The sequence below is a fragment of the Microbacterium sp. NRRL B-14842 genome, assembly GCF_050470785.1.
In genome coordinates this window covers 743,105-766,670 of the sequence record NZ_JBFLUM010000001.1, presented here as the reverse complement: position 1 = coordinate 766,670, position 23,566 = coordinate 743,105, and the positions used below count along the sequence as shown (strand labels likewise).

Sequence of the window (23,566 nt, the reverse complement as noted above, 5' to 3'; positions counted from 1 at the left end):
AAGACGACGAATCGGGCGACGCGTCCGCGTCGCCCGATTCTCTCAGGTAAACCTGATCAACCGTTCGCAGCGACGTCCTTCTGGACGTCCTTCAGCAGCGAGGCCAGCTCATCTGCCGGCGTCTGCAGAGTGACACCGGTTCCTCCGGACGACTTCGCCAGCCCCTCCTGCACAGCTTCGTCGGTCTGGAAGATCTCGACGAGCTTGAGGTACGTCTCATTGTCGACGTCCTCGGCGCGAGACGCGAAGATGTTCACATACTGGAGCGCGCTGGGGTCCTCGGGGTCGTCGGTGAAGAGCGCATCGTCGAACGAGAGGCCCGCATCCTCGACGAAGTCGTTGTTGATGACGGCCGCAGCCACGTCGGGCAGAGCCTCCGGAGTAAGTGCGGCTTCCAGCGCGGTGACCTTGACCGTCGACTTGCTCTCGTCCACGTCTGCGAGATCGGAGAATGCCGTGCCGCCGTCCTTAAGCTCGACGAGGCCAGCGGCTTGAAGCACGAGAAGCGCGCGGGCCTGGTTGGAGGCGTCGTCGGGAACCGCGACGGTCTCGCCCTCAGGAATGTCCTCGACCGAGTCGTACTTCGTCGAGTAGAGACCCAGCGGGTAGATCTGCGTCGAACCGATCGCCGCGAGGTCATCCCCCGAGGCCTCGTTGTACTGCGCCAAGTACACGATGTGCTGGAACTGGTTGAGGTCGATCTCCCCCTCGCTCAGTGCCGGGTTGGGCAGCTCGTACGAGCCGAAGTCGACGAGTTCGACGGTGATGCCGGCGTCGGCCGCCGCGTCCACGAAAGCGGGCCACTGCGGGTCGCTCTCGCCGACGACACCGATCTTGACGGTCTTGTCCTCGGAGCCGCCGTCGCCGGAGCCCGCGTCGGACGAGGTGGCGCACCCGGCGAGGGCGACGAACAGCGGGACCACGGCGAGCGCGGCGAGGGCGGAGGTTGTGCGGCGGGACATGATGAGGGTTCCTTCCTGGCGGGACTCGACAACGTTAGGCAGGAGGGCGCGCTGTCGCGGAATCGGGATGTCACACGGCGTCACAGCCGTGCGGGATCGGGTCAGTCGAGCTCTTCGATGCCCTGCAGGCGCACCTGCTCCAGGTCGAGACGGGCGGAGATCCGGCGGACCACCATGTCGTCCACGGTGCCGGCGCCGCGGAGCCCGAGCAGGACCTCGCGCTTGCGGTCGAGCAGCGCGAGCTTGAGCCGGGTGTGCTCCTCGTGTCGCACGAGCGGTGACCGCTGGGCGAGGTCGACGTCGGCGGAGGTCGCGATCATCTGCAGCGTCGTGCCGTCGGTCGCCTCGGGGTCGGGGGCGGTCCCGGCCGACACCGCGACGTCACCCGCGTCCTCGTCCTCGCGGCTGCGCGCATCTCCCCCGGTGCCGTAGGGATCGGGCTCGCCGAGCATCTCGTCCAGCGCCTCGGCCTCGGCGTCGATGAGCGCCTGCTCCCGCGCGAGCGTCCGGGCGTTCGCGAACTCCAGCGCCTGGTACCCCTCGGCACGCACCCGATCGCGCACCTCCTGGCCGATGCCGTGCTCGGCGGCGAGGTCGTCGAGCGCGGCCAGGGCCGCTCCGGAGATCGCGCGCTCGGCGAGCTCGTACTCCTCGTCCTCGGCATGGTCGACCGGGAATCGCGCCCAGCGCACGAGCGCGGGGAGGAGAGGCGCCTGCACGAGGAGGCTGAGCAGGATCACGCCGGCGGTGACGAAGACGATCTCGTCACGGCCGCCCACGACGCTCCCCTCGGAGACGCCGGTCGGCACCGACAGTGCGATCGCCAGCGACACCGCTCCGCGCATGCCGGCGACCGTGGACACGAGTCGGGCGCGGGAGCGGGCGCCGCGCGGCGGGCGTTCGGCCGGGCGACGCTGGAACAGCACGTTGAGGAGCTGGAACACGTACCGGACGGCGAAGAGCGTCGCCCACACGGCGAGCGTCACGAGCACCAGGCGGCCGATGGCGGCGGCGGAGATCTCGTGCGCGACGAACTGCACCTCGAGGCCGATGAGCACGAACAGCGCCCCGTTCAGGAGGAAGACGCCGAACGGCCAGGCCGCGTCGGCCTGCCGTCGCGAGGCCGCCGTCGTCACGCGCGGCGACACCCAGGCGACGATCAGTCCGGCGACGACCACGGCGAGCACGCCCGACGCGTGGACGAGCTCGGCGATGAGGAACGCGGAGAACGGCACGAGCAGCAGCGTGACGTTGATGACGATGGTGGAGGAGATGCGGCGCAGCAGCAGCGTGGCCAGGGCCGCGACCACGATCCCCGCGGCGATCCCGCCCACGTACGACACCAGAACGTCCCAGGTGACCGAGAGCGGCGTGACCTGGCCGCCCAGCGCGAGGGACACGGCGATGGCGTAGAGCACGAGCGCGGTGCCGTCGTTGGTCAGGCTCTCGGCCTTGAGCTTCATGAACATCCGACGCGGCAGCAGCCGACCGAGGGCCGCGACGGCCGTGGCATCGGGCGGTGCGACCGCAGCACCCAGGATGAGCGCGATCTCCCAGGGCATGCCGAACAGCACGCCGATGCCGGCCACCGCGAACGCGGAGGCGACGACGAGAAGGGTGCTCATCGGCACGATGTAGCGGAAGTCGCGGCGGATCGACCGCAGCGACGTGGTCAGGCTCTCCCAGAACAGCATCACCGGCAGGAACAGCAGCAGCACGGTCTCCGGCGGAAGCTGCACCTCGCGCAGCGGCGGGATGAATCCCAGCGCCAGACCGAGGATGACGAGGACGAGGGGCAGCGCGAGACGCACGCGCGGGGCGATCAGGGTTCCGACGAGGATCGTGAGTCCGAGCAGGACGGTTACTTCGAGGCCTTCCATCGCTACTCCCAACAGTCGTGGGAGAAGGATATTCCTCCGTCAGCCGATCTGCTCCGTGAGTTCGAACCAGCGCAGCTCCAGCTCCTCGATCTCGGCCTCCTGCGCCGAGATCGCCTTCATCCGCTCGCCGAGGCCCTCGTAGTCGGACTGGTCGTGGTCGGCGAGGGCGTGCTTGGCCGTGTCGACCTGCTGCGTGAGCTTCTGGATGCGGCGCTCCAGGGCGGCGGCTTCCTTCTGCGCCGCCCGGAGAGCAGCGCCGTCGAGACCGCTCGTTGCGGGGGCCGCTGCCGCCGTCGAGGTCGCCGGGGCGCTCTCGACGCGCTGCCGCAGGCGCAGGTACTCGTCGACGCCGCCCGGGAGATGCCGCAGGCGCCCCGCGCCGTCCGGACCGGGAAGGATCGCGTACTGCTGATCCGTCACCCGCTCCAGGAAGTACCGGTCGTGGCTCACGACGAGGAGCGTGCCCGACCAGGAGTCGAGGAGGTCCTCGATCGCGGCGAGCATGTCGGTGTCCATGTCGTTCGTGGGCTCGTCGAGGATGAGCACGTTCGGCTGGTCGAGCAGCACCAGCAGCAGCTGCAACCGACGCTGCTGGCCACCGGAGAGATCCTTCACCGGCGTCGAGAGCTGGGCGGAGGAGAACCCGAGTCGCTCCAGGAGCTGTCCGGGCGTGAGGTCCTGCGCCTTCGACCCGGCGCCGAGCGTGTACGAGGTGCGCAGACCCGAGATGACCACGCGCACGGGGTCGTTCCAGTGCGGCAGGAGTTCGTCGAGGCGTTGCGTGAGCGTACGGACCTGCACGGTCTTCCCGCGCTTGATCCGCCCCTCGGTGGGCTCGACCGTGCCGGAGATGAGCCCGAGGAGGGTGGACTTCCCGGCGCCGTTCACCCCGAGGATGCCCGTGCGCTCGCCCGGAGCGATCCGCCACTCGACGTCCTTCAGTACGGTCTTCCCGCCCCCTGAGCCTCCCTGGGTCCCTGAGCCTCCCTGGGTCCCTGAGCCTCCCTGGGTCCCTGAGCTTGTCGAAGGGTACGTCACCCCCACATCGAGGAGGTCGACGACGTCCTTGCCCAGCCGCGAGACGGCGAGCGACTGCAGCGAGACCTTGTCGCGGATCTCGGGCACGTCGGCGATGAGCTCGTTGGCGGCGTCGATGCGGAACTTCGGCTTGCTGGTGCGGGCCGGGGCACCGCGGCGCAGCCAGGCGAGCTCCTTGCGGGCGAGGTTCTGCCGCTTCGCCTCTGTCGCCGCCGCCATGCGGTCGCGCTCGACCCGCTGCAGGATGTAGGCCGCGTAGCCGCCCTCGAAGGGCTCGACGATGCGGTCGTGCACCTCCCACGTCTCGGTGCAGATCTCGTCGAGGAACCACCGGTCGTGGGTCACGACGAGGAGGGCTCCGGCGTTCGCGGGCCAGCGCTTCTTGAGGTGCCCGGCGAGCCACGTGATCGCCTCGACGTCGAGGTGGTTCGTCGGCTCATCGAGCGCGATGACGTCCCAGTCGCCCGTGAGCAGTTTCGCGAGGGACACACGGCGGCGCTGCCCGCCGGAGAGGGAGCCGATCTGCGCGTCCCACGGCAGATCCGTCAGCAGCCCCTCGATCACGTCGCGGACGCGGGCGTCTCCGGCCCATTCGTGCTCGGCCATGTCGCCGACGACGGCGGCGCCGATCGTGATGTCGTCGGGGAGGGTGTCGGCCTGGTCCAGCACGCCGATGCGGGTGCCGCCCCGGACGGTCACCCGGCCGGAGTCCGGTTCCTTCCGGCCGGCGAGCATGGCCAGGAGACTCGACTTGCCGTCGCCGTTGCGGCCGACGATGCCGATGCGGTCGCCCTCCTCGATGCCGAGGGTCACGGCGTCGAAGACGACGCGGGTCGGGTATTCGAGGTGCAGGGCTTCGGCCCCGAGAAGATGTGCCATGTCCTCTCCAGGGTAGTCGCGCCGCGTCGGGCGGTCGCCCGATCAGACCAGTGACGGGGCGAAGAGCTCGGGCAGCGCGGCGGTGAAGACCTCGAAGTGGCTGTACCAGACGGTGTGGGCGGCCCCGGGGATGCTGCGCACGGTCACGCCGCCGTGCTCGAACCGGCGCGCGTCCTCGTCGGTGACCCAGGCACTGGGTTCTGCGCGGACGACGATGGAGCCGGGTGCGGCGGTCCAATGACCGTCCTCCCCGCAGGAGACGGAGGCCGCGGTCGGCGGATCGAAGCGCTCGGCCGCTCGCGCCTCGACCGCGGCGTCGTCGACGGAGTAGAAGGGCCGGAGCTTGCGGAGTTCGGCGGGCGACATGCGCGCGCGGCGGTCATGTTCGTACTGCGACACGAGGGCGGCGCGATCCTGGCCGCCCTGGAGGGCGAGCGGCGCGTCGACGTAGACGGCGAGGCCCGGGTCGAGGCGCGGCGCGGCGGCGGCGAGCACGGTGGCGCCGAAGGAGTGCCCCACGGCGACGGCGAGGGTGGAGGCGGCCCCGTCCCCCGCTGCGGAACCTGCCCCCGGAAGGAGCGCCGTCTGCGCGAGCGTGGCGACGACGGCGTCGGCGGCCGTCTCGATCGTGAGCTCCGGATCACGCGGCGAGAGGCCGTGGCCGGGCAGATCGAGCGCCAGCACGCGGAAGCCGCGTTCCACGAGCAGCGGGACCACGCGGTGCCAGCTCTCGGCGGACCCCATCATGCCGTGCAGCAGCACGGCGACGCGGTCGCCCTCCCCGGCTTCGATGACGTTCAGGAGCACGGAGCCAGTCAACCACGGTCGTTATCCTTTCGTGATACGACTTTCGGCCAGATTCCTTCGAACCTTCGTTCGAATGTCAGTGGTCGGTGATGGACTGACGTCATGCCCGCACTGCTCGACGCGACCGACTCCCAGATGGCGATGCTCGCCGATCTGGTGGAGGGGCTGGAAGCGGCCGAGAAGACGCTGAGCAGCATGCAGGCCGCGCGGGATGGTCTCCTGGCGATGGCGGGGCGGCTTGCGGTCGACATCGCTCGGCAGGCGCGTCATCCGGACGGCGGCGACATGGCGATCCGCACGGTCGCCGCGGAGATCGGGGCCGCACAGCGCGTCAGCGACCGCACGATCGAACGGCGGATGTCCGAGGCGTCCTGGCTGGTCGAGCGGTTCCCCACCGTCTGGGAGGCCCAGGGCGCCGGACGGATCAGCGCCGCGCACGCGCGGCTGATCGTGGAGGCGGGCGCTCATCTCGATGACCCGGACGACCGTTCGTGTTTCGCGACGGAGGCGATCGAGGTGGCCGCTGCGGAGTCTCCGAACCGGATACGCCGGCTCGTGCGCCGACTGGCCGACCGGCTCCAGGAGCGGACGCTCGTCGAGCGACACCGCGACGCCAGGGAGCTGCGCCGCGTCTGGGTGACCGACCTCGAGGATGGCATGGCCGAACTCGGTGCGCGCGGCCCTGCGGCCCTCGTGCACGGCATGTTCGACCGGCTCTCCCAGATGGCGCATGCCGTGCGGGAGGAGAACGCGCGAGCACACCGTCGGGAGGCGGAGGAGAGCATCCCCGACGACAGGACCGTGGATCAGCTGCGCGCGGACCTGCTCGCCGACCTCGTCCTGACGGGCGCTCCGGCGGGACATGACTCGGAAGAAGGACTGCTCTCGGAACTTCGAGCGCGCGTCGAGGTCACCGTGCCGGTGCTGACCCTGATGCACGGCGAGCAGGAAGGGACCACGGGCGGCACTCCGATCCTCGCCGCCGAGCTCGACGGGGTGATCCCGATCGATCCGGCCACGGCCCGCCGACTGGCCGGCGCGGCGAGCGGATGGGACCGGGTGCTCACTCACCCGATCAGCGGGGCGCTGCTGGCCGTCGACCGGTACCGGCCGAGCGAAGACCTCCGCCGGCACCTGCGGGCCCGCGATCAACGCTGCCGCTTCCCCGGCTGCGGCCTCGCGCCGCGGAAGTGCGACCTCGATCACAATCACGATGCGGCGCTCGGCGGCGAGACCGTGCACGACAACCTCGCGACCTTCTGTCGACGACATCACATGCTCAAACACCACTCTCCGTGGCACGTCGAGCAGGGGCCGGGCGGCGTTCTGGAGTGGACGAGCCCCACCGGCCGGAGCTACATCGACCGACCGCCGCCTCCGCACACCGTGACCTTCGCCGAGGATCCCCCGTGGTCTTCGCCCGTGATCGCGCCGGCTCACTGAGCAGCCCTAGGGTGGAGGGCATGTCGAGCCCCGAATCAGACAGGTCGGGGGCTGCCGGTCACACCGTCAGCCCCGTGAACCGCTGATCCCTTCGTCCGCCCTGTCGGCGGGCGCGCGCCGGTGACCCGGGCGCTGACCGTGGTGACGAGAAGCCCTCCTCTTCCCTCTCACCTCGGAGCACTCGATGCCTTTCCCCCTCTATGCCCTCGCCCTGGCGGTCTTCGTCATGGGCACCTCGGAGTTCATGCTCGCTGGACTCCTCCCCGCGATCGCGGACGACCTCCACGTCCCGGTCGGCACGGCCGGTCTCCTCACCTCGGCCTTCGCCGTCGGCATGGTCGTGGGCGCGCCCGCCATGGCCGCGTTCGCGCGTGAGTGGCCGCCGCGTCGCACGCTCATCGTCTGCCTGGCGCTCTTCGCCGCGTGCCATGTCGTCGGCGCGGTGACGTCTGCCTTCGAGCTCCTCCTCGTCATGCGCGTGCTCGGCGCCCTCGCGAACGCGGGGTTCCTCGCCGTCGCGCTGCGTACGGTGACTCTCCTCGTCCCCCGCGAACGCACGGGACGCGCCCTCGCGGTTGTGCTCTCGGGGACGACCATCGCCACCATCGTCGGCGTCCCTGCGGGGGCGGTGCTCGGCAGCGCATTGAGCTGGCGGGCCACCTTCGCCGCCGTCGCGCTGCTCTGTCTCCCCGCGCTCCTCGGGATCCTCCGTGGAGTGCCGACGACGATCCGGGGCGCGACGCATGGGCAGCCCCGGTCGACATCCGGAGCAGCCCCGGCCCCGGCGCCGCCCGCCAGGAAGGCACCGTCCCTGCGCGCCGAAATCGCCCTCCTGGTGACACCGCCGCTCGCCCTCGCGATGATCCTGGCGGCGCTGGTGAACGCGGGGACCTTCGCGGTCTTCACGTTCCTGGCGCCGATCGTCACCGAGATCGCCGGTCTGCCCGACGCTGTGGTCTCCGTCGCGCTCGTCTTGTTCGGTCTCGGCTCGTTCCTCGGCGTGACGATCGCCGGTCGATACGCTGATCGGCACTCGGGCGCGTTGCTCGCCGTCGGTGGACCGCTGCTCCTGGGCGGCTGGATCGTCCTGGCGACGGTCGCGGATCAGCCGGTCGCGCTGCTGGTTCTCGTCTTCGTGCAGGGCATGGCCTCGTTCGGCGTGGGAAGCACCTTGATCACCCGCGTCCTGTACGCCGCCTCCGCCGCCCCGACGATGGGAGGGTCCTACGCGACCGCCGCCCTGAACCTCGGTGCCGTGATCGGTCCGGCCTGGGGCGGCTGGACGCTCGCCAGCGGAGCCGGTCCGCTCTCCCCCGTCGCGGTCGCCGTGACCCTGTCGGCCTGTGCCCTCCTTCTTGCCCTGATCACGCGAAGAAGGCACTCCGGCAGCTGACGCCACGAGGCTGAGCCCTGACAACGGCGACGAGCCGCCCGGACCCGAAGGTCCGGACGGCTCGTCGTGCCCGACGTTCGCGGGGAACGAGGACGGTCTCGCTTCTGCTTACTCGTACGACTTCACGATCTCGAGGAGGCTCGGAACGTTGGCGTACGCCTCGGCCGCGTTCTCCTTGGTCACGATGACCGGCGGGAGCAGGTAGGCCGGGACGACCTTCTTGCCGTTGTCGTACTGGTCGGTGTCGTTGACGTCGACCTCGTCGCCCTTCTGGAGCTGACCGACCATCTTGATGGCCTGCTCCACGAGCAGCGTGGTGTCCTTGTTGATCGTGGAGTACTGCACGCCCTCCATGATCGACTTCACCGACTCGACCTCGGAGTCCTGACCGGTTACCACCGGGACGGGCTTGCCTGCCTGCTGCGCCGAGGTGATGATGGCGCGGGCGAGGGTGTCGTTCGGGGACAGGACGCCGTCGAGCGTCTCCGAGCCGTAGCTCGACGTGAGGATCGAGTCCATGCGACGCTGTGCGTTCTCCGGCTTCCAGCCCTCGGTCGCCGTCTGGGAGATCTCGGTCTGCCCGGAGACGACGTTCAGCGTGCCGTCGTCGATCTTCGGCTGCAGCACCTCCATCGCCCCGTTGAAGAACACCGCCGAGTTGGCGTCGTCCGGCGAGCCCGAGAACAGCTCGATGTTGTACGGCGCCTCGTGTCCCGCGCGCTCGGCGAGGCCGTCGAGCAGCGCCTGGCCCTGGAGCTTGCCGACCTCGAAGTTGTCGAAGGCGACGTAGTAGTCCACGGCGTCGGTGTTCTCGATGAGACGGTCGTAGGCGATGACCGCGACACCCGCGTCGCGGGCGGCCTCCACCTGCGTGGTGAGCTGCTTGCCGTCCTTGGCACCGATGATGATGACCTTGGCGCCACCGGTGACCATCGCCTGGATCTGGTTCTGCTGCTCGGCGACCGTGTTGCTGGCGGGCGCGTACTGCACGTCCGCCTTGAAACCGGCCTTCTCCAGGCCGTCGGTGAACAGCTGACCGGCCAGGACCCAGTTCTCCGAGGTCTTGTCGGGCAGAGCGACACCGATCGTGGAGCCGGCGTCGAAGCCCGAGGCGGTCTCCTCGCCCGACCCCGAACCCGAGTCCCCACCGCCGCGCTCCGAGGAGCAGCCGGTGAGGGCGAATGCGCCCGCGACGACAAGCGCTGTCGCCGACAGAAGGATCTTCTTCATGTGATCTCTTTCTCTGGTGTGTGCAGGTCCCGCCGCGCCTGCGTTGCGCGACGTGGCCCTTACTATCCGCGCGTCTCCTCGACGGCGGGGGCTTCGTACTTCTGACTGGTGGGGTAGTTGGTCTTCGTGGGATCGAACGTGTCGGTGGCCGGGTCCTGCTTGCGGCCGAGACGGCGCGTGAGGAAGCCGGTGATCGACGGACGACCCTGCTGCTTGTTCCACACGTCGACGCCGACGGCGAACAGCAGCACGAGGCCCTTGATCATCGAGACCACGTCAGCACCGGCGCCGAGCAGCGCGAGGCCGTTGTTCAGGAACGCCATCACCAGACCACCGATGATCGACCCGATCACCGTGCCGATGCCGCCGGAGACGGCCGCGCCGCCGATGAAGACGGAGGCGATCGCGTCGAGCTCCCAGCCGTTGCCGTCCTGCGGGCCCGAGGCGGTCGCCCTCGCGACGTAGATCATGCCGGCGAGCGAGGCCAGGACCGACATGTTCATCATCACGAAGAAGTCCACCCAACGGTCCTTCACGCCCGAGAGGCGCGCGGCCTGGCGGTTGCCGCCGACCGCGTAGATGTGGCGGCCGAAAACGGTGTTGTTCGTGATGAACGAGTAGAGGATGACGAGGGCGAGGAGGATGACGCCCGAGATCGGGAAGCTCGTGCCCTCGCGCCCCGTGGCGAACAGCCAGCCGGCGATGAGGATGACGGCCGAGATGAGGACGACCTTCGTCACGCTCACCCAGATGGGCGCCATGTCGGAGCCCATCTTGCGCTGGATGCGCCGGGTGCGGATCTCCCAGAACACGATCCATGCGACACCGGCGAGCGCCAGCAGCATGGTCGGGATGTTGAACGGCAGGGGCAGGGCGATCTCCGGCAGGTAGCCGGCACCGATGATCTTGAAGCCCTCTGGCACGGGCACGGACTGAGAGTCACCCACCGCCTGGTTCGCACCGCGGAAGAACAGCATGCCGGCCAGCGTCACGATGAACGCCGGCACCCCGACGTAGGCGACCCAGAACCCCTGCCAGGCACCGACGAGCACGCCGACACCGAGACCGAGGAGGATGCCCAGCGGCCAGGGGAGGTTCCAGTCCTGCATGGCCTTCGCCACGACGATGCCCGTGAACGCGGCGACCGATCCGACCGAGAGGTCGATGTGCCCCATGATGATGACCATCACCATGCCGATCGCCAGGATCAGGATGTACGAGTACTGGTTGACGACGTTGATGAGGTTCCCGGAGGACAGCGTCAGTCCGGTGCCCTTGAAGATCCACGTCAGCACCTGGAAGACGACGAGGATGACGACGAGGCTGCCGAGGATGCCGAACTGACGGAGGGTCGACTGCCCTCCCCCGAACATCTTCGTGATGTCCTTGAAGTGGAAGCCGCGCTTCGCGGTGGTCGAGTCGGTGGTCATGCGGTTGCTTTCTGGGTCGCGGAGGTCATGCTGCGCATGAGGTCTTCGGGGGTCGCCTGGTCGGCCGGGATGCAGTCGGTGACCCGGCCTTCGAACACGGTGTAGATGCGGTCGGAGATGCCGAGCAGCTCGGGCAGCTCGCTGGAGATGACGATCACGCCCTTGCCCTGCGCGGCGAGCTCGTTGATGATCGCGTAGATCTCGTACTTGGCGCCGACGTCGATACCGCGGGTGGGCTCGTCGAGGATCAGCAGGTCGGGGTCGGTGAACATCCACTTCGCCAGGACGACCTTCTGCTGGTTGCCGCCGGACAGCTTGCCGACGCCCTCCTCCACCGACGGGGTCTTGATGCGCAGCGCCTTGCGGTACCGCTCCGCCACCGAGAACTCCTCGCGGGAGTCGACGACGCCGTGGTGCGCGATCTTGGAGAGCTTCGCCGCGACGATGGACCGCTTGATGGTGTCGAGGAGGTTGAGGCCCAGCACCTTGCGGTCCTCGCTCACGTAGGCGAGCCCGTGCTTGATGGCGGCGGCGACGTCGGGGAGCTCGATCTCCTGTCCGTCCTTCACGATCGTGCCGGAGAGGAACGTGCCGTAGGAGCGGCCGAAGATGCTCATCGCCAGCTCGGTGCGGCCGGCCCCCATGAGCCCGGCGATGCCGACGACCTCGCCACGACGGACGTTGATGCTCGACCCCTTCACGACCATGCGCTCCGGCACGGTCGGATGCTGGACCCACCAGTCCTTGACCTCGAAGAACACCTCGCCGATCTCCGGCGTGCGGTCCGGGTAGCGACTCTCCAGCGACCGGCCGACCATGCCGCGGATGATGCGGTCCTCGTTGATCTCGCCGCGGGAGATGTCGAGCGTCTCGACCGTACGGCCGTCGCGGATGATCGTGATCTCGTCGGCGATCTGCTCGATCTCGTTGAGCTTGTGACTGATCATGATCGACGCGATGCCCTTGGCCTTGAGCCCGAGGATCAGGTCGAGGAGGTGCTGCGAGTCGTTCTCGTTGAGCGCCGCGGTCGGCTCGTCGAGGATGAGCAGCTTGACGTCCTTGTTGAGCGCCTTGGCGATCTCGATGAGCTGCTGCTTGCCGACGCCGAGCGTCTTGATCGGGACGTCAGGGTCCTCATCCAGCCCCACGCGGGCGAGGAGCTCGATCGTGCGCTCCTTCTGCGCCTGCCAGTCGATGCGCCCGAAGCGGCGGATCTCGTTGCCGAGGAAGATGTTCTCGGTGACCGAGAGCTCCGGGATGAGCGCGAGCTCCTGGTGGATGATGACGATGCCGGCCTGCTCGCTGGCAGCGATGTCCTTGAAGCGCTGCTCCTGGCCGTACAGGAGGATCTCGCCGTCGTAGGTCCCGTAGGGGTACACCCCCGAGAGGACCTTCATCAGCGTCGACTTCCCGGCGCCGTTCTCGCCGCAGATCGCATGGATCTCACCGGCGCGGACGGTGATCGAGACGTCGGCGAGCGCCTTGACTCCCGGGAACTCCTTGGTGATGCGGCGCATCTCCAGGATCGGGCCTGACACGGTCGGCAACGTTGCTGTGGTGCTCACGGATCTTCCTCGCGACGTGCGGTCACCTTCGATGTGACCGTTCACATCGGTATATCGTCGTCTTCCGCGGGAGCGGTGTCAAGTCCGCGGCGTGTTTTCGTGTCGCTACCGTGATGCAGCGGATTCGCGTGCCCGCAGAAGGGTCTGCAGAGGGCCGAACGCGGGGGGCTTCTCGCCGCGGATCTCGGCGAGGAGGATGCGCACGGCGCGTCGGCCGAGCTCGGGGAAGTCCTGATGCACCGTGCTGAGCGTCGGCGCCACGTGCGCCGCGACCGGGATGTCGTCGAAGCCGATCACGCTCACGTCGTGCGGCACGCGCAGCCCGGCATCGCGGAAGCCGTGGAGCAGCCCGATCGCCATGAGGTCGTTCGCCGCGAACACCGCCGTGAAGTCGCGCCGCAGCGAGAGCTCCTTGCCGGCGAAGTAGCCGAAGTCGGCCGTCCAGTCGCCGCGGATCGGTGGGAACGTGGAAAGGTCGGCGTCGCGGAGCGCATCGAGGTACCCGCGCATCCGGGACTCGGCCTCGATCCAGTCCTGCGGGCCGGCGAGATGGAGGATGTCGCTGTGGCCCAGAGCGATCAGGTGCTCCGTGGCCGCCTTCGCCCCCGCCACCTGGTCAGCCGAGAGGCTCACACCGTCCGATCCCGAGGCCGTCTGCAGGGTCACGAACGGCATCGTGACGTTCATGCCGCGCAGGACATGGAAGACGCGCACCTGCGGCGCGAGCACCACGATGCCGTCGACCTGCTCGCGCTCGAGCTGGCGCACGGCGTTGCCGATCGCCTCCGGCGTGGTCGCGGGGAGATTGAGCGTGGAGACGGAGTACCCCTCCTCCCGCGCCGCGTCCTCGATGCCGGCGATGGACGACGTCGGTCCGAACTCGCCGATCGTCGCGGAGAGGATGCCGAGCATGTTCGACTTGCTCGTCACGAGCGCGCGGGCGGCGAGGTTGGGGCGGTAGTCGAGGACGGCGATCGCGTCGAGGACCTTCGCCTTGGTCTCCGGGCGGATGCTGGGGTGGTCGTTGAGCACCCGGGACACCGTCTGGTGGGAGACGCCGGCGAGGCGGGCGACGTCGCGGATGCTGGGCATGCGGGCACGCTCGGAGGAGGTGGACATCCAGCCTCCTCGCGTGTGCACGGTCACATGACTACTTCATTATGTCTGCCATGATCCCTGGATGCACCTCGACCGCGCGCACACCCCTCGTGTCCCGGACACGGCGGATCGGGAAGGCTCAACCGAGGATGCGGGCTCCGGGGACGGCGCCGTGCACGTGCAGTGGATCGAGGCCGCCTTCGCGGAGAGCCGTCTGCACCGCCTGCGCGGACTCGGGATCCGCGCAGAGCAGCGCCACGGTCGGCCCCGATCCCGAGACGAGGCCGTGCAGCGCACCGGCCGCGACCCCGCGTTCGATGGTCTGCGCGAGATCCGGTCGCAGGTCGAGCGCGGCCGCCTGGAGATCGTTGTGGAGCGCGTCCGCGAGCTGCCAGGCATCTCCGGTCCGCAGCGCCTGCAGCACCGGGATCGGCACGTCGAGCGAGAGCGGCGGGTCGTCGGCGAGCGCGCCCTCCTCCTCGCGCAGCTCATCGAGCCGGGTGTACACGGCGGGGGTGGACAGTCCCTCGTCGCTGGTCACCAGCAGCCAATCGAAGCGGCCGCGGGCGAGGGCCGGATTCAGCTGATCGCCGCGGCCGGTGCCGACGGCGGTGCCGCCGTGCAGCGCGAACGGCACGTCGGCGCCGAGCCGCGCGGCCAGATCGTGCAGCCGTGCAGCCGAGAGTCCCGTGCCCCAGAGGGCATCGCACGCGACCAGCGCGGCTGCCGCGTCCGCGGAACCGCCGCCCATGCCGCCCGCGACGGGGACGCTCTTGCGGATCCGCAGCGCCACCCCGCCCGGATGATCGGTCGCCATGGCCAGCAGCTTGGCCGCGCGCATCGCGAGGTTCCGGTCGTCGAGCGGAACCGAGCCGTCGTCCTCCACGCCTGACACCGTGAGGGAGAAGTCGTCGGCCTCCCTGGCGATCACGTCCTCGTAGAGCGACACCGCCTGGAAGACCGTTGCGAGGGCGTGATAGCCGTCGTCATGGCGTCCGCCGACCCCGAGGTAGACGTTGATCTTCCCCGGCGCGCGCACGTGCACGGACCGGGAGGACGCGGCGAGGCTCATGAGCGGATCACAGGTCCGACGAGGTCGCCCACAGGTTGACGTCGATGGCGCCGGCGAGCTCGTCGATGCGGCGGAGTTCCTCGTCGGTGAAGGCGGGGCCGTCCAGGGCCGCGAGGTTCTCGTCGAGCTGCTCCGTGCGGGACGCTCCGATGAGAGCCGAGGCGACGACCGGGGTACGCAGCGTCCACTGCAGGGCGAGCTGTGCGAGCGACTGTCCCCGGCCCTGGGCGACCTCGTTCAGCGCGCGGAGCGTCTGGACGGCGTCATCGGTCAGTTTGCCCTTCGGCAGCGAACCGCGCTGCTGCGCGCGCTCGGCGGTGCCGTCACCGAGGTACTTGTCGGTGAGCAGCCCCTGGGCGAGCGGGGTGAAGGCGATGGCGCCGAGGCCCGACTCCTCGAGGGTCTGCGTGAGGCCGTCCTCGATCCAGCGGTTGAGGATCGAGTACGCGGGCTGGTGGATGACGAGCGGCGTCCCCAGCTCCTTCGCCACGGCGACGGCCTCGGCCGTGCGCTCGGCGCTGTAGGAGGAGATGCCGACATACAGCGCCTTGCCCTGGCGGACCAGGGTGTCGAGAGCACCGACCGTCTCGGCGATCGGGGTGACCGGGTCGACGCGGTGCGAGTAGAAGATGTCGACGTAGTCCAGCCCCATGCGCGTGAGGGACTGCTCCGCGCTCGCGAGGATGTACTTCCGGCTCGCGTAGTCGCCGTACGGGCCGGGCCACATGTCCCAGCCGGCCTTCGACGAGATGATCAGCTCGTCGCGGTACGGACGCAGGTCCTCCGCGAAGATGCGACCGAAGTTCTTCTCGGCGGAGCCGTACGGCGGGCCGTAGTTGTTCGCCAGGTCGAAGTGCGTGATCCCGTGATCGAACGCGTGGCGCAGGAGCGCCCGCTGGTTGTCGAGTGGGATGTTGTCGCCGAAGTTCCACCAGAGCCCGAGCGAGATCGGGGGGAGGTACAGGCCGGAGGAGCCGACCTGACGGTAGGCGAACCGTCCGTAGCGGCCCTCGTCGGCGGCGTACGGACGGTGCAGCTCGGGGACATCGGGGCGGAAGCGGGGGGAGTCGGTCACCGTGCCAGATTAGCCGCTGACGCCGGAACCCTCGATCGCCGTTGCGTGCTGGGCGATCCGCTGGTAGTCGTCGACCGTGAGGTCCTCCCCGCGGGCCGTCGGGGCGACGCCGGCGGCGGTCAGCACCTCGATCGCCGCGGCGGAGCTGCCGAAGATCCCGGAGAGGGCCTGCCGCAGCATCTTGCGGCGCTGGTTGAAGGCCGCATCGACGATCGCGAAGGTGCGTCGGCGCTCCTCCACCGGTCCGCGCTCCCCCTCGGAGCGGTCGAAGCCGACGAGGAGGCTGTCCACGTTCGGCACCGGCCAGAAGACCTGCCGGGAGACGTTCCCGGTGAGCTTCCACTCGCCGTACCAGGCGGCCTTGACGCTCGGCGAGCCGTAGATCTTCGATCCGGGCATCGCGGCCAGGCGCTCGGCCACCTCGGCCTGCACCATCACGACGCCCCGCTGCAGGTACGGGAAGGTCTCCAGGAAGTGCAGCAGGACCGGCACCGACACGTTGTACGGCAGGTTCGCGACGAGGACGGTGGGCTCGCCCGGCAGCTCCGTCACGCGGAGGGCGTCCGCGTCGACCACCGTCAGCATCCCCTCCGGCACGCCGTGCTCGGCCGCGGTCTGCGGCAGGCGGGCGGCCAGGCGGTGGTCGATCTCCACGGCGGTGACCGCGGCCCCCGCCTCGAGGATCGCCAGGGTCAGGGACCCGAGCCCCGGTCCGACCTCCACCACCCGCTCCCCCTGCTGCACGCGGGCGGCCTGGACGATCTTGCGGACGGTGTTCGCGTCGACGACGAAGTTCTGCCCGAGCTTCTTGGTGGGGGTGACATCGAGCTCGGCGGCCAGACGGCGGATCTCGGTGGCCCCGAGCAACGTGACGGTCATGGATCCATTCTCCCGGATGACGAGCCGTGCCCGGATCCTGGGTGGGTTCCTGGGTGAGTTCCTCGGCAGTGTCCGTGATCATCGCTATCCTTCGGGGGTGCCCTCCCTCGGTGAACTGATCGCTCCGCGGCGCCTGGGCAGGGACTTCCGCTGGCTGCTCGCGTCGTCGTGGACGAGCAACATCGGAGACGGCGTGGCGCTGGCCGCCGCTCCCCTGCTCATCGCTTCGATGACGTCGTCGCCGATCCTCGTGGCCTCCGGTGCCATCCTGCAGTTCCTGCCGTGGCTGCTCTTCGGCCTGCACGCCGGGGCGATCGCCGACCGCTTCGATCGGCGCCGCCTGGTGATGACCGCCAACGCCGTGCGCGCCGTCGTGCTCGCCGCCCTCTGCGTGTTCCTCATGACGGGAACGGCGAACATCGGGATCGTGTTGGCCGTCGCGTTCCTCTACGGCACCGCGGAGGTCTTCGTCGACACCGCGGGGAGCACGTTGCTGCCGATGCTCGTGAAGCCGGCTGACCTCGGCATCGGCAACGCACGGCTGCAGGCGGGATATCTCGTGGCGAACCAGTTCGCCGGACCGCCGCTGGGCGCCTTCCTCTTCGCCGCCGGGAGCGCGTGGCCGTTCCTCGTCGAAGTCCTGTGCGTGACGCTCGCGATCGTCCTGATCTCCCGGATGGCGCGCACCCCCGTCCCGCCACGGGAGACCGAGACCCACCCGCCGGTGCACACCGACATCGCGGAGGGGCTGCGCTGGCTGTGGCGCAACCCGCCGGTGCGGATGCTCGTGCTCATCATCCTCGTCTTCAACGTGACCTGGGCCGCACCGTGGGGCGTGCTCGTGCTCTACGCCACCGAGCACCTGCAGATGGGGCCCGTGGGCTACGGCGCCCTCACCACGGCGTCCGCGGCGGGCGGCATCGTCGCGACGCTGAGCTTCGGCTGGCTGGAGCGGCACGTGTCCTTCGCGACTCTGATGCGCATCGTGCTCTCGCTCGAAGTGCTCATGCACCTCGCCTTCGCGCTGACCACCACGGGCACGGTCGCCCTCGTCATCATGTTCTTCTTCGGCGCGTACGCCTTCGTGTGGGGCACGATCTCCACGACCGTCCGGCAGCGGCTCGTCCCCGCGTCCCTGCAGGGGCGCGTCGCCTCGGTCAACATGGTCGGCGTCTTCGGCGGCATGATCGTCGGCCAGGCCCTCGGCGGCGTCATCGCGCAGACCTGGGGCCTGACGGCACCGTGGTGGTTCGCGTTCGGCGGGGCGGCGATCACCCTGCTGCTGGTGTGGAAGCCCATCTCGCACATCGTCAGCGCGAAGCCGGTCGCTGAGACGGGGCCGGAGGACGTCGAGCCGGAGGGTCAGTCGGCGAACGAGCCGTAGACCCGGAGGGTGTTCTCGGCGAGCTGCGCGGAGAGATCGTCCACGTCCAGGCCGAGCTCCGCGGCCAGGAATCGCACCGTGAGCGGCACGAGGTACGGCGCGTTCGGGCGGCCCCGCAGCGGGACCGGCGTGAGGAACGGGGCGTCCGTCTCGACGAGGAGGCGGTCGAGCGGCGTGACCGTGAGGGCGTCCCGCAGGTTCTGCGCGTTCTTGAACGTCACGTTCCCGGCGAACGAGAGGTAGTACCCGGCATCGGCGCAGACCCGCGCCATCGCCTCGTCCCCCGAGAAGCAGTGGAACACGGTGCGCTCGGGAGCGCCGACCCGCGTCAGCGTCTCGAGCACGGCCTCGTGCGCATCCCGGTCGTGGATCTGCATCGCGATGCCGTGCTTCTTCGCGAGCGCGATGTGCGCCTCGAAGGAGGCGAACTGCGGAGCGCGGCGCTCCGGCTCGGTGCGGAAGAAGTCGAGCCCGGTCTCGCCGATCGCGCGCGTGCGCGGGTGCGCGGCGAGCTCGTCGATCACGGCGAGCGCCTCGTCGAGACGGCCCTCCTCCGCGTACGTCGGGGCGTCGTTCGGGTGGATGGCGACCGCGGCGAGGACGCGCGGATCGGAGTGGGCGGCCTCGACCGCCCAGCGGGACGACTCGATGTCTCCGGACGCCTGCACGACCCCGATGACGCCGACGGCCTCGGCCCGGTCGAGCTGGGCTTTGAGGGAAAGCCCCTGGGTCCCTGAGCCTGTCGAAGGGCCATCGGCGATCTCGAGGTGCGCGTGATTGTCGTAGACGGGCACGGCGAGGGGTTCCGGGGCCGCCGGGTAGGTCCGATCCTTGCGCCCGTCGCCCGAGCGCTCGCGCACGTAGGTCTCCGCCATGGTGTCCTGCCCGGATGTCAGGCCGTGGACTCCACGCGCGGGAACAGCGGCGCGAGGCCGTTGACGCTCGTGCCCGGCTTCAGCACGCCCCAGGCGCCGGCCTCGCGGATCGGCTGGTCCTGCAGGCGGCCGAGGGTCTCCGCGGCGCCGAGGGCGATCCACAGCTTCTCGGTGGACTGCGGCATCACCGGCGACAGCAGCACGGCGAGCGCGCGCAGCCCCTCGGCGCACGTGTAGAGCACGGTGCCCAGACGCTCGCGCTGGTCCTCGTCGCGGGCGAGCGCCCACGGCTCGTTCTCGGTGATGTACCCGTTGAGCGCGTCGACGATGGTCCAGATCGCGGAGATGGCCTCGTCGATGCGGAACTGGCCGATCGCGGCGTCCGCCTTCGTCGCGGCGTCCGCCACGATCTTCTGGATCGCGAGATCCGCCTCGGTGTACGCGGCCGCCGGCGGCACGATGCCCTCGAAGTACTTCTCGATCATCGCGGTCGTGCGCGAGGCGAGGTTGCCGAAGCCGTTCGCGAGCTCGGCCTGGTACCGGGCGGAGAGGTCCTCCCAGGAGAAGGAGCCGTCCTGACCGAACGCGATCGCGGACAGGAAGTAGAAGCGGTACGCGTCGGAGCCGAAGACGTCGGTGATCTCGGTCGGCGCGATACCCGTGAGCTTCGACTTCGACATCTTCTCGCCGCCCACGAGCAGCCAGCCGTGCGCGAACACGCCCTTCGGGACGTCGAGCCCCGCCGCCATCAGCAGCGCGGGCCAGATCACGGCGTGGAAGCGCAGGATGTCCTTGCCGACCACGTGGTAGGCGGGCCAGCGGCGCTCGAAGGTCTCCTCGTCGGAGCCGTAGCCGACGGCCGTGGCGTAGTTGAGCAGCGCGTCGACCCACACGTAGATGACGTGCGACTCGTCCCACGGCAGCGGGATGCCCCAGTCGAAGGTCGAGCGGGAGATCGAGAGGTCCTTGAGGCCCTGGCTCACGAACGAGACGACCTCGTTGCGCGCCGAGTCGGGCCGCACGAAGTCGGGCTCGGTCTTGTAGAGCTCGAGCAGGCGGTCCTGGAACTCGCTGAGCTTGAAGAAGTAGTTCTTCTCCTGCAGCAGCTCGAGCGGCTTCGAGTGGATCGCGCAGACCTTCAGCCCCTCGAACGGACCCGTGCCGTCGACGATCTCCGATTCCGGCTTGAACTCCTCGCAGCCCACACAGTAGAGCGCCTCGTACTCTCCCGCGTAGATGTACCCGCGGTCGTACAGGCGCTGGAAGAACGTCTGCACGTTCGCCTCATGCCGCTCCTGAGTGGTGCGGATGAAGTCGTCGTTCGCGACGTCGAGGGTCTTCAGCAGCGGGAACCAGCTCTCGCTGACGAGCTTGTCGACCCATTCCTGCGGGGTGACGCCGTTCGCCGCCGCGGCCCGCAGCATCTTCTGACCGTGCTCGTCCGTGCCCGTGAGCATCCATGTGTCGTCCCCCGCCTGACGGTGCCACCGCGCGAGGGTGTCGACGGCCACCGTCGTGTACCCGTGGCCGATGTGCGGCACATCGGAGGGGTAGTAGATGGGCGTGGTGATGTAGAAGGAGTCGCCAGCGGGCATGGGGACAATTCTAGGTGCCCCCATGCCCGTGGTTACGCCGTGCGGCTCGTCAGAGCCCATTGCGGCGGGCGACCTCGCCGAGCCAGGCCAGCGAGGGCTTCGGGAACCGCTCGAAGGTCTCGTGGTCGAAGCCGATGAGACCGAACGTCGGCCGGAATCCGCTCGCCCATTCGTAGTTGTCCAGCGCGCTCCAGTGCTGGTAGGCGCGGACCTCGATGCCGTCGCTGATGGCGCGGTGCAGCCCCTCCAGCGCCCCCTGCGTGTAGGCGATGCGCCGGGTGTCGTCGGCCGTGGCGATGCCGTTCTCCGTGACGAGCACGGGCACGCCGCCGCTGCGCTCCCACGCGCTGCGCACGCCCAGCTCGAGGGCCTCGGGGAAGAACTCCCAGCCCGTGAGTGTCGTCTCCACATCCGGCGACACCGGCAGCGGACCCTCCGGACCGATGAACGTGCGCGTGTAGGCCTGCACGCCCACGAAGTCGTCGCCGGCGGACTGCTCCAGGTACCAGTGGTCACGCGGGTCGCCGTACGTCGCGAGCATCTCGTCCGCGCCGGGCTCGCCTGTAGAGTGGAACGCCTGGGTGGCGATCGTCCACCCCGCCTGCACCCCGGGCACCGTGTGCAGGATCTCGGACGCGCGCCGGTGGGCCGTCAGCAGGGTGTCCGCGACGCCGAGGTCGGGGTTCGGGAGGCCGTAGGCGACGAGGTTCGCCGCGTCCTCTCCCCCGGCGAGCATCGCCGCGATGTTCGGTTCGTTGATCGTGCACACGTAGCGCACCCCGTCGAGGATCGGCAGCACCGTCTCGACGTAGCGGGAGAACAGGTCCACCGCGTCGTCCGCACGCCAGAAGCCGTCCTTCTGGAACCACTGCGGCACCGTGAAGTGCATGAGGGTGACCGTCGGGTCCAGACCGTTCTCCCGCGCGGTGTCGATCATGCGGCGGTAGTGGTCGAGCATCGCCCGGGAGACGAACCCGCGCTCCGGCTCGATCCGCGCCCACTCGACCGAGAAGCGATAGGAGTTCAGCCCCGCCTCGGCGAGCAGCCGCATGTCCTCCGGATACCGGTGGAAGTGGTCGGCGGCGTCACCGGAGGGCTCGACCATGGTCGAGTCCGGCGCGTGTTCCATCGCCCACCAGTTGCTCGTGGTGTTGTTGCCCTCCACCTGGTGGGCGGCCGTTGCGGCGCCCCAGAGGAAGCCGTCGGGGAATGCGAGCACGGATGCGCTCCTCTCTCTTTCTTGCAGTCGTTCGGCGCGCGTCAGCGGGCGCGGGCGGGGTTCGGCACGGCGTCGAGCAGTTCGACCGTGTACGGGTCCTCCGGATGCTGCAGCACCTGGGAGGTCTCGCCCCGCTCGACGACGCGGCCGCTGTTGAGCACGAGGATGTTCTCGGTGACCAGACGCGCGCTCAGCAGATCGTGCGTGATGTAGAGCATGCTGATGCCCCACCGTTCGCGGAGGTCCTCCAGCAGCGCGAGCACGCCGGCGCGGAGCGACACGTCGAGCATCGACACCGGCTCGTCCGCGATCAGCACCTGCGGGTCGCTCGCGAGCGCCCTGGCGATCACGACGCGCTGCCGCTGCCCGCCGGAGAGCTGGTGCGGCAGCTTGGCGGCGAACTGCTCGACGGGCGTCAGACCCACCGTCTCCAGCAGCTCGAGCACACGGGCCCTGGCCTCCGCCCCGCGCAGCCTCGTATAGTTCACGACCGGACGGGTCAGCGCGTACTCGACGGTGTGCAGCGGGTTCAGGGCCGCGTACGGATCCTGGAACACCATCTGCACGTCCTTGCGGAGGTCGCGGAGGCCTCGGCGCTTCAGTGACGCGACGTCGGTATCGCCGAAGCGGATGCTGCCGGAGGTCGGCTTCTCGACCCCGGTGAGCATCTTCGCGATCGTCGACTTGCCCGAACCCGACGCGCCCACGAGAGCGAGAGCCTCCCCCGGTTCCAGCCGGAACGACACGTCGTCGACCGCGACGACGGGATCCTGTCCGCGTCGCGGAGCCGGATAGCGCTTCGAGACGCCCTCCACCACGATCGCAGCGTCGGCGCGGCGGGCGGCGCGCGGCGACACCGTCGGCAGGGTCTCGGTGACGTCCGTACGGCTGCGCCCCTCCCGGCGACGGGTGCCGAGATCGACGAACCCGGGGATCTCGATCTTCTCGGCGCGCGGGTCGGCGTAGTGGCTCAGCAGCATCCGGGTGTACTCGTCCTGCGGACGGTGCAGGATGTCCTGGCTGGAGGCATCCTCCACGATGCGGCCCTCGTGCATGACCATCACCCGGTCGGTCGCCTCGAGGACGATGCCGAGGTCATGACTGATGAGGATCGCCGTGAACCGCTCGGACCGCTGCAGCTCCCGGATCGTGTCCATGACCGCGTGCTGGACGAGCACGTCGAGCGCGGTGGTGGGCTCGTCGAACACCATCAGCTGGGGTTCGAGCGAGAGGGCGAGGGCGATCGAGGCGCGCTGCCGCATCCCGCCGGAGAGCTCCCCCGGGTACCGGTCGAGCACCTCCGGCTTCAGCCCCACCTTGCCGACCAGCTCCCGCGCCCTGGCCTCGCGCTGCTCCGCGGGCACATGGCCGTGCGCGGCGAAGATGTCGCGGAAGTGGTTGCCCACGGTCCGCACGGGGTTCAACGCATTCATGCCGGACTGCAGCACCATCGCGAAGCCGCCCTGCCGCTGACGCCGCAGCTCCTCGGCGTCGAGCTCGCGGATGTCGCGGCCGTCGAAGAGGATGCGTCCGCCGCTGATGCGCGCCGGCGGCTTCTGCAGCCGCGTGAGCGCGAAGCCGAGCGTGGACTTGCCCGACCCGGACTCGCCGACGAGCCCGACGAACTCGCCGCGCCGGAGCGCGAACGACACGTCGTGCACGGCCGGCACCGGCACCTGCCCCGGGGAGGCGTACTCCACGGACAGCGACTGGACGTCGAGGAGGATGTCGTCGTGCTCCAT

18 protein-coding genes are annotated in these 23,566 nt (G+C 69.6%); 3 read left to right on the top strand and 15 right to left on the bottom strand.

The window, feature by feature from the left end; genetic code table 11:
• Window positions 1-56: 56 nt before the first annotated feature.
• From AB1285_RS03860 to AB1285_RS03845, 4 genes are all read right to left on the bottom strand, one after another.
• Window positions 57-962: a MetQ/NlpA family ABC transporter substrate-binding protein gene (locus tag AB1285_RS03860; protein ID WP_370428452.1), complete on the bottom strand. Its 906-nt coding sequence runs from the start codon at window positions 960-962 to the stop codon at window positions 57-59.
• Window positions 963-1,063: 101 nt separating this feature from the next.
• Window positions 1,064-2,842 (bottom strand): Na+/H+ antiporter, encoded by a 1,779-nt coding sequence (locus AB1285_RS03855; protein WP_259951516.1) that lies wholly within the window; start codon window positions 2,840-2,842, stop codon window positions 1,064-1,066.
• A 39-nt stretch (window positions 2,843-2,881) separates the two neighbouring features.
• Entirely contained in the window at window positions 2,882-4,759 is a 1,878-nt protein-coding gene (locus AB1285_RS03850; RefSeq protein WP_370428451.1) for an ABC-F family ATP-binding cassette domain-containing protein, read from the bottom strand.
• Between the two features lie 42 nt (window positions 4,760-4,801).
• The gene (locus tag AB1285_RS03845) at window positions 4,802-5,566 is read right to left on the bottom strand and encodes an alpha/beta fold hydrolase (RefSeq protein WP_429977420.1); all 765 of its coding nucleotides are present in this window, start codon (window positions 5,564-5,566) and stop codon (window positions 4,802-4,804) included.
• 102 nt (window positions 5,567-5,668) lie between these two features.
• On the opposite strand from AB1285_RS03845, the gene AB1285_RS03840 reads away from it, so the two are divergent.
• Complete coding sequence (locus AB1285_RS03840; protein ID WP_370428449.1) at window positions 5,669-7,009, top strand: HNH endonuclease signature motif containing protein; 1,341 nt, start codon at window positions 5,669-5,671, stop codon at window positions 7,007-7,009.
• A gap of 184 nt (window positions 7,010-7,193) precedes the next feature.
• Complete coding sequence (locus AB1285_RS03835) at window positions 7,194-8,402, top strand: Cmx/CmrA family chloramphenicol efflux MFS transporter (RefSeq protein ID WP_370428448.1); 1,209 nt, start codon at window positions 7,194-7,196, stop codon at window positions 8,400-8,402.
• A gap of 108 nt (window positions 8,403-8,510) precedes the next feature.
• On the opposite strand, the gene AB1285_RS03830 is transcribed toward AB1285_RS03835, so the two are convergent.
• The 7 genes from AB1285_RS03830 to rsmA form a co-directional block, all read right to left on the bottom strand.
• A complete protein-coding gene (locus AB1285_RS03830) occupies window positions 8,511-9,632 on the bottom strand; it encodes a substrate-binding domain-containing protein (protein ID WP_187661978.1) in 1,122 nt (373 codons plus the stop codon).
• 62 nt (window positions 9,633-9,694) lie between these two features.
• On the bottom strand, window positions 9,695-11,062 hold the full coding sequence (mmsB, locus tag AB1285_RS03825) for a multiple monosaccharide ABC transporter permease (protein WP_187661979.1): 1,368 nt from the start codon (window positions 11,060-11,062) through the stop codon (window positions 9,695-9,697).
• On the bottom strand, window positions 11,059-12,600 hold the full coding sequence (mmsA, locus tag AB1285_RS03820) for a multiple monosaccharide ABC transporter ATP-binding protein (protein WP_268776886.1): 1,542 nt from the start codon (window positions 12,598-12,600) through the stop codon (window positions 11,059-11,061). The genes mmsB and mmsA overlap by 4 nt, the downstream gene beginning before the upstream one ends.
• A gap of 132 nt (window positions 12,601-12,732) precedes the next feature.
• On the bottom strand, window positions 12,733-13,746 hold the full coding sequence (locus AB1285_RS03815; protein WP_187661980.1) for a LacI family DNA-binding transcriptional regulator: 1,014 nt from the start codon (window positions 13,744-13,746) through the stop codon (window positions 12,733-12,735).
• A gap of 118 nt (window positions 13,747-13,864) precedes the next feature.
• Window positions 13,865-14,797: a 4-(cytidine 5'-diphospho)-2-C-methyl-D-erythritol kinase gene (locus tag AB1285_RS03810; protein WP_370428447.1), complete on the bottom strand. Its 933-nt coding sequence runs from the start codon at window positions 14,795-14,797 to the stop codon at window positions 13,865-13,867.
• A 7-nt stretch (window positions 14,798-14,804) separates the two neighbouring features.
• A complete protein-coding gene (gene mgrA, locus AB1285_RS03805; protein ID WP_187661993.1) occupies window positions 14,805-15,872 on the bottom strand; it encodes an L-glyceraldehyde 3-phosphate reductase in 1,068 nt (355 codons plus the stop codon).
• A gap of 9 nt (window positions 15,873-15,881) precedes the next feature.
• Window positions 15,882-16,751, bottom strand: a complete 870-nt coding sequence (gene rsmA, locus AB1285_RS03800; protein ID WP_259951500.1) for a 16S rRNA (adenine(1518)-N(6)/adenine(1519)-N(6))-dimethyltransferase RsmA — start codon at window positions 16,749-16,751, stop codon at window positions 15,882-15,884.
• Window positions 16,752-16,848: 97 nt separating this feature from the next.
• On the opposite strand from rsmA, the gene AB1285_RS03795 reads away from it, so the two are divergent.
• On the top strand, window positions 16,849-18,135 hold the full coding sequence (locus tag AB1285_RS03795) for an MFS transporter (RefSeq protein WP_370428446.1): 1,287 nt from the start codon (window positions 16,849-16,851) through the stop codon (window positions 18,133-18,135).
• Here the strand turns inward: AB1285_RS03795 and AB1285_RS03790 are convergent.
• The 4 genes from AB1285_RS03790 to AB1285_RS03775 are packed head-to-tail and all read right to left on the bottom strand — an operon-like array spanning window position 18,114 to window position 23,566.
• Window positions 18,114-19,010 (bottom strand): TatD family hydrolase, encoded by an 897-nt coding sequence (locus AB1285_RS03790; protein WP_370428445.1) that lies wholly within the window; start codon window positions 19,008-19,010, stop codon window positions 18,114-18,116. The two genes, AB1285_RS03795 and AB1285_RS03790, sit on opposite strands and share 22 nt — an antisense overlap.
• Window positions 19,011-19,027: 17 nt before the next feature.
• Window positions 19,028-20,605, bottom strand: coding sequence for a methionine--tRNA ligase (gene metG, locus AB1285_RS03785; protein WP_187661996.1), 1,578 nt, complete (start codon window positions 20,603-20,605; stop codon window positions 19,028-19,030).
• A 49-nt stretch (window positions 20,606-20,654) separates the two neighbouring features.
• Window positions 20,655-21,824, bottom strand: a complete 1,170-nt coding sequence (locus AB1285_RS03780; protein WP_136051661.1) for a glycoside hydrolase family 1 protein — start codon at window positions 21,822-21,824, stop codon at window positions 20,655-20,657.
• Window positions 21,825-21,865: 41 nt separating this feature from the next.
• On the bottom strand, window positions 21,866-23,566 hold the full coding sequence (locus AB1285_RS03775; protein ID WP_370428511.1) for an ABC transporter ATP-binding protein: 1,701 nt from the start codon (window positions 23,564-23,566) through the stop codon (window positions 21,866-21,868).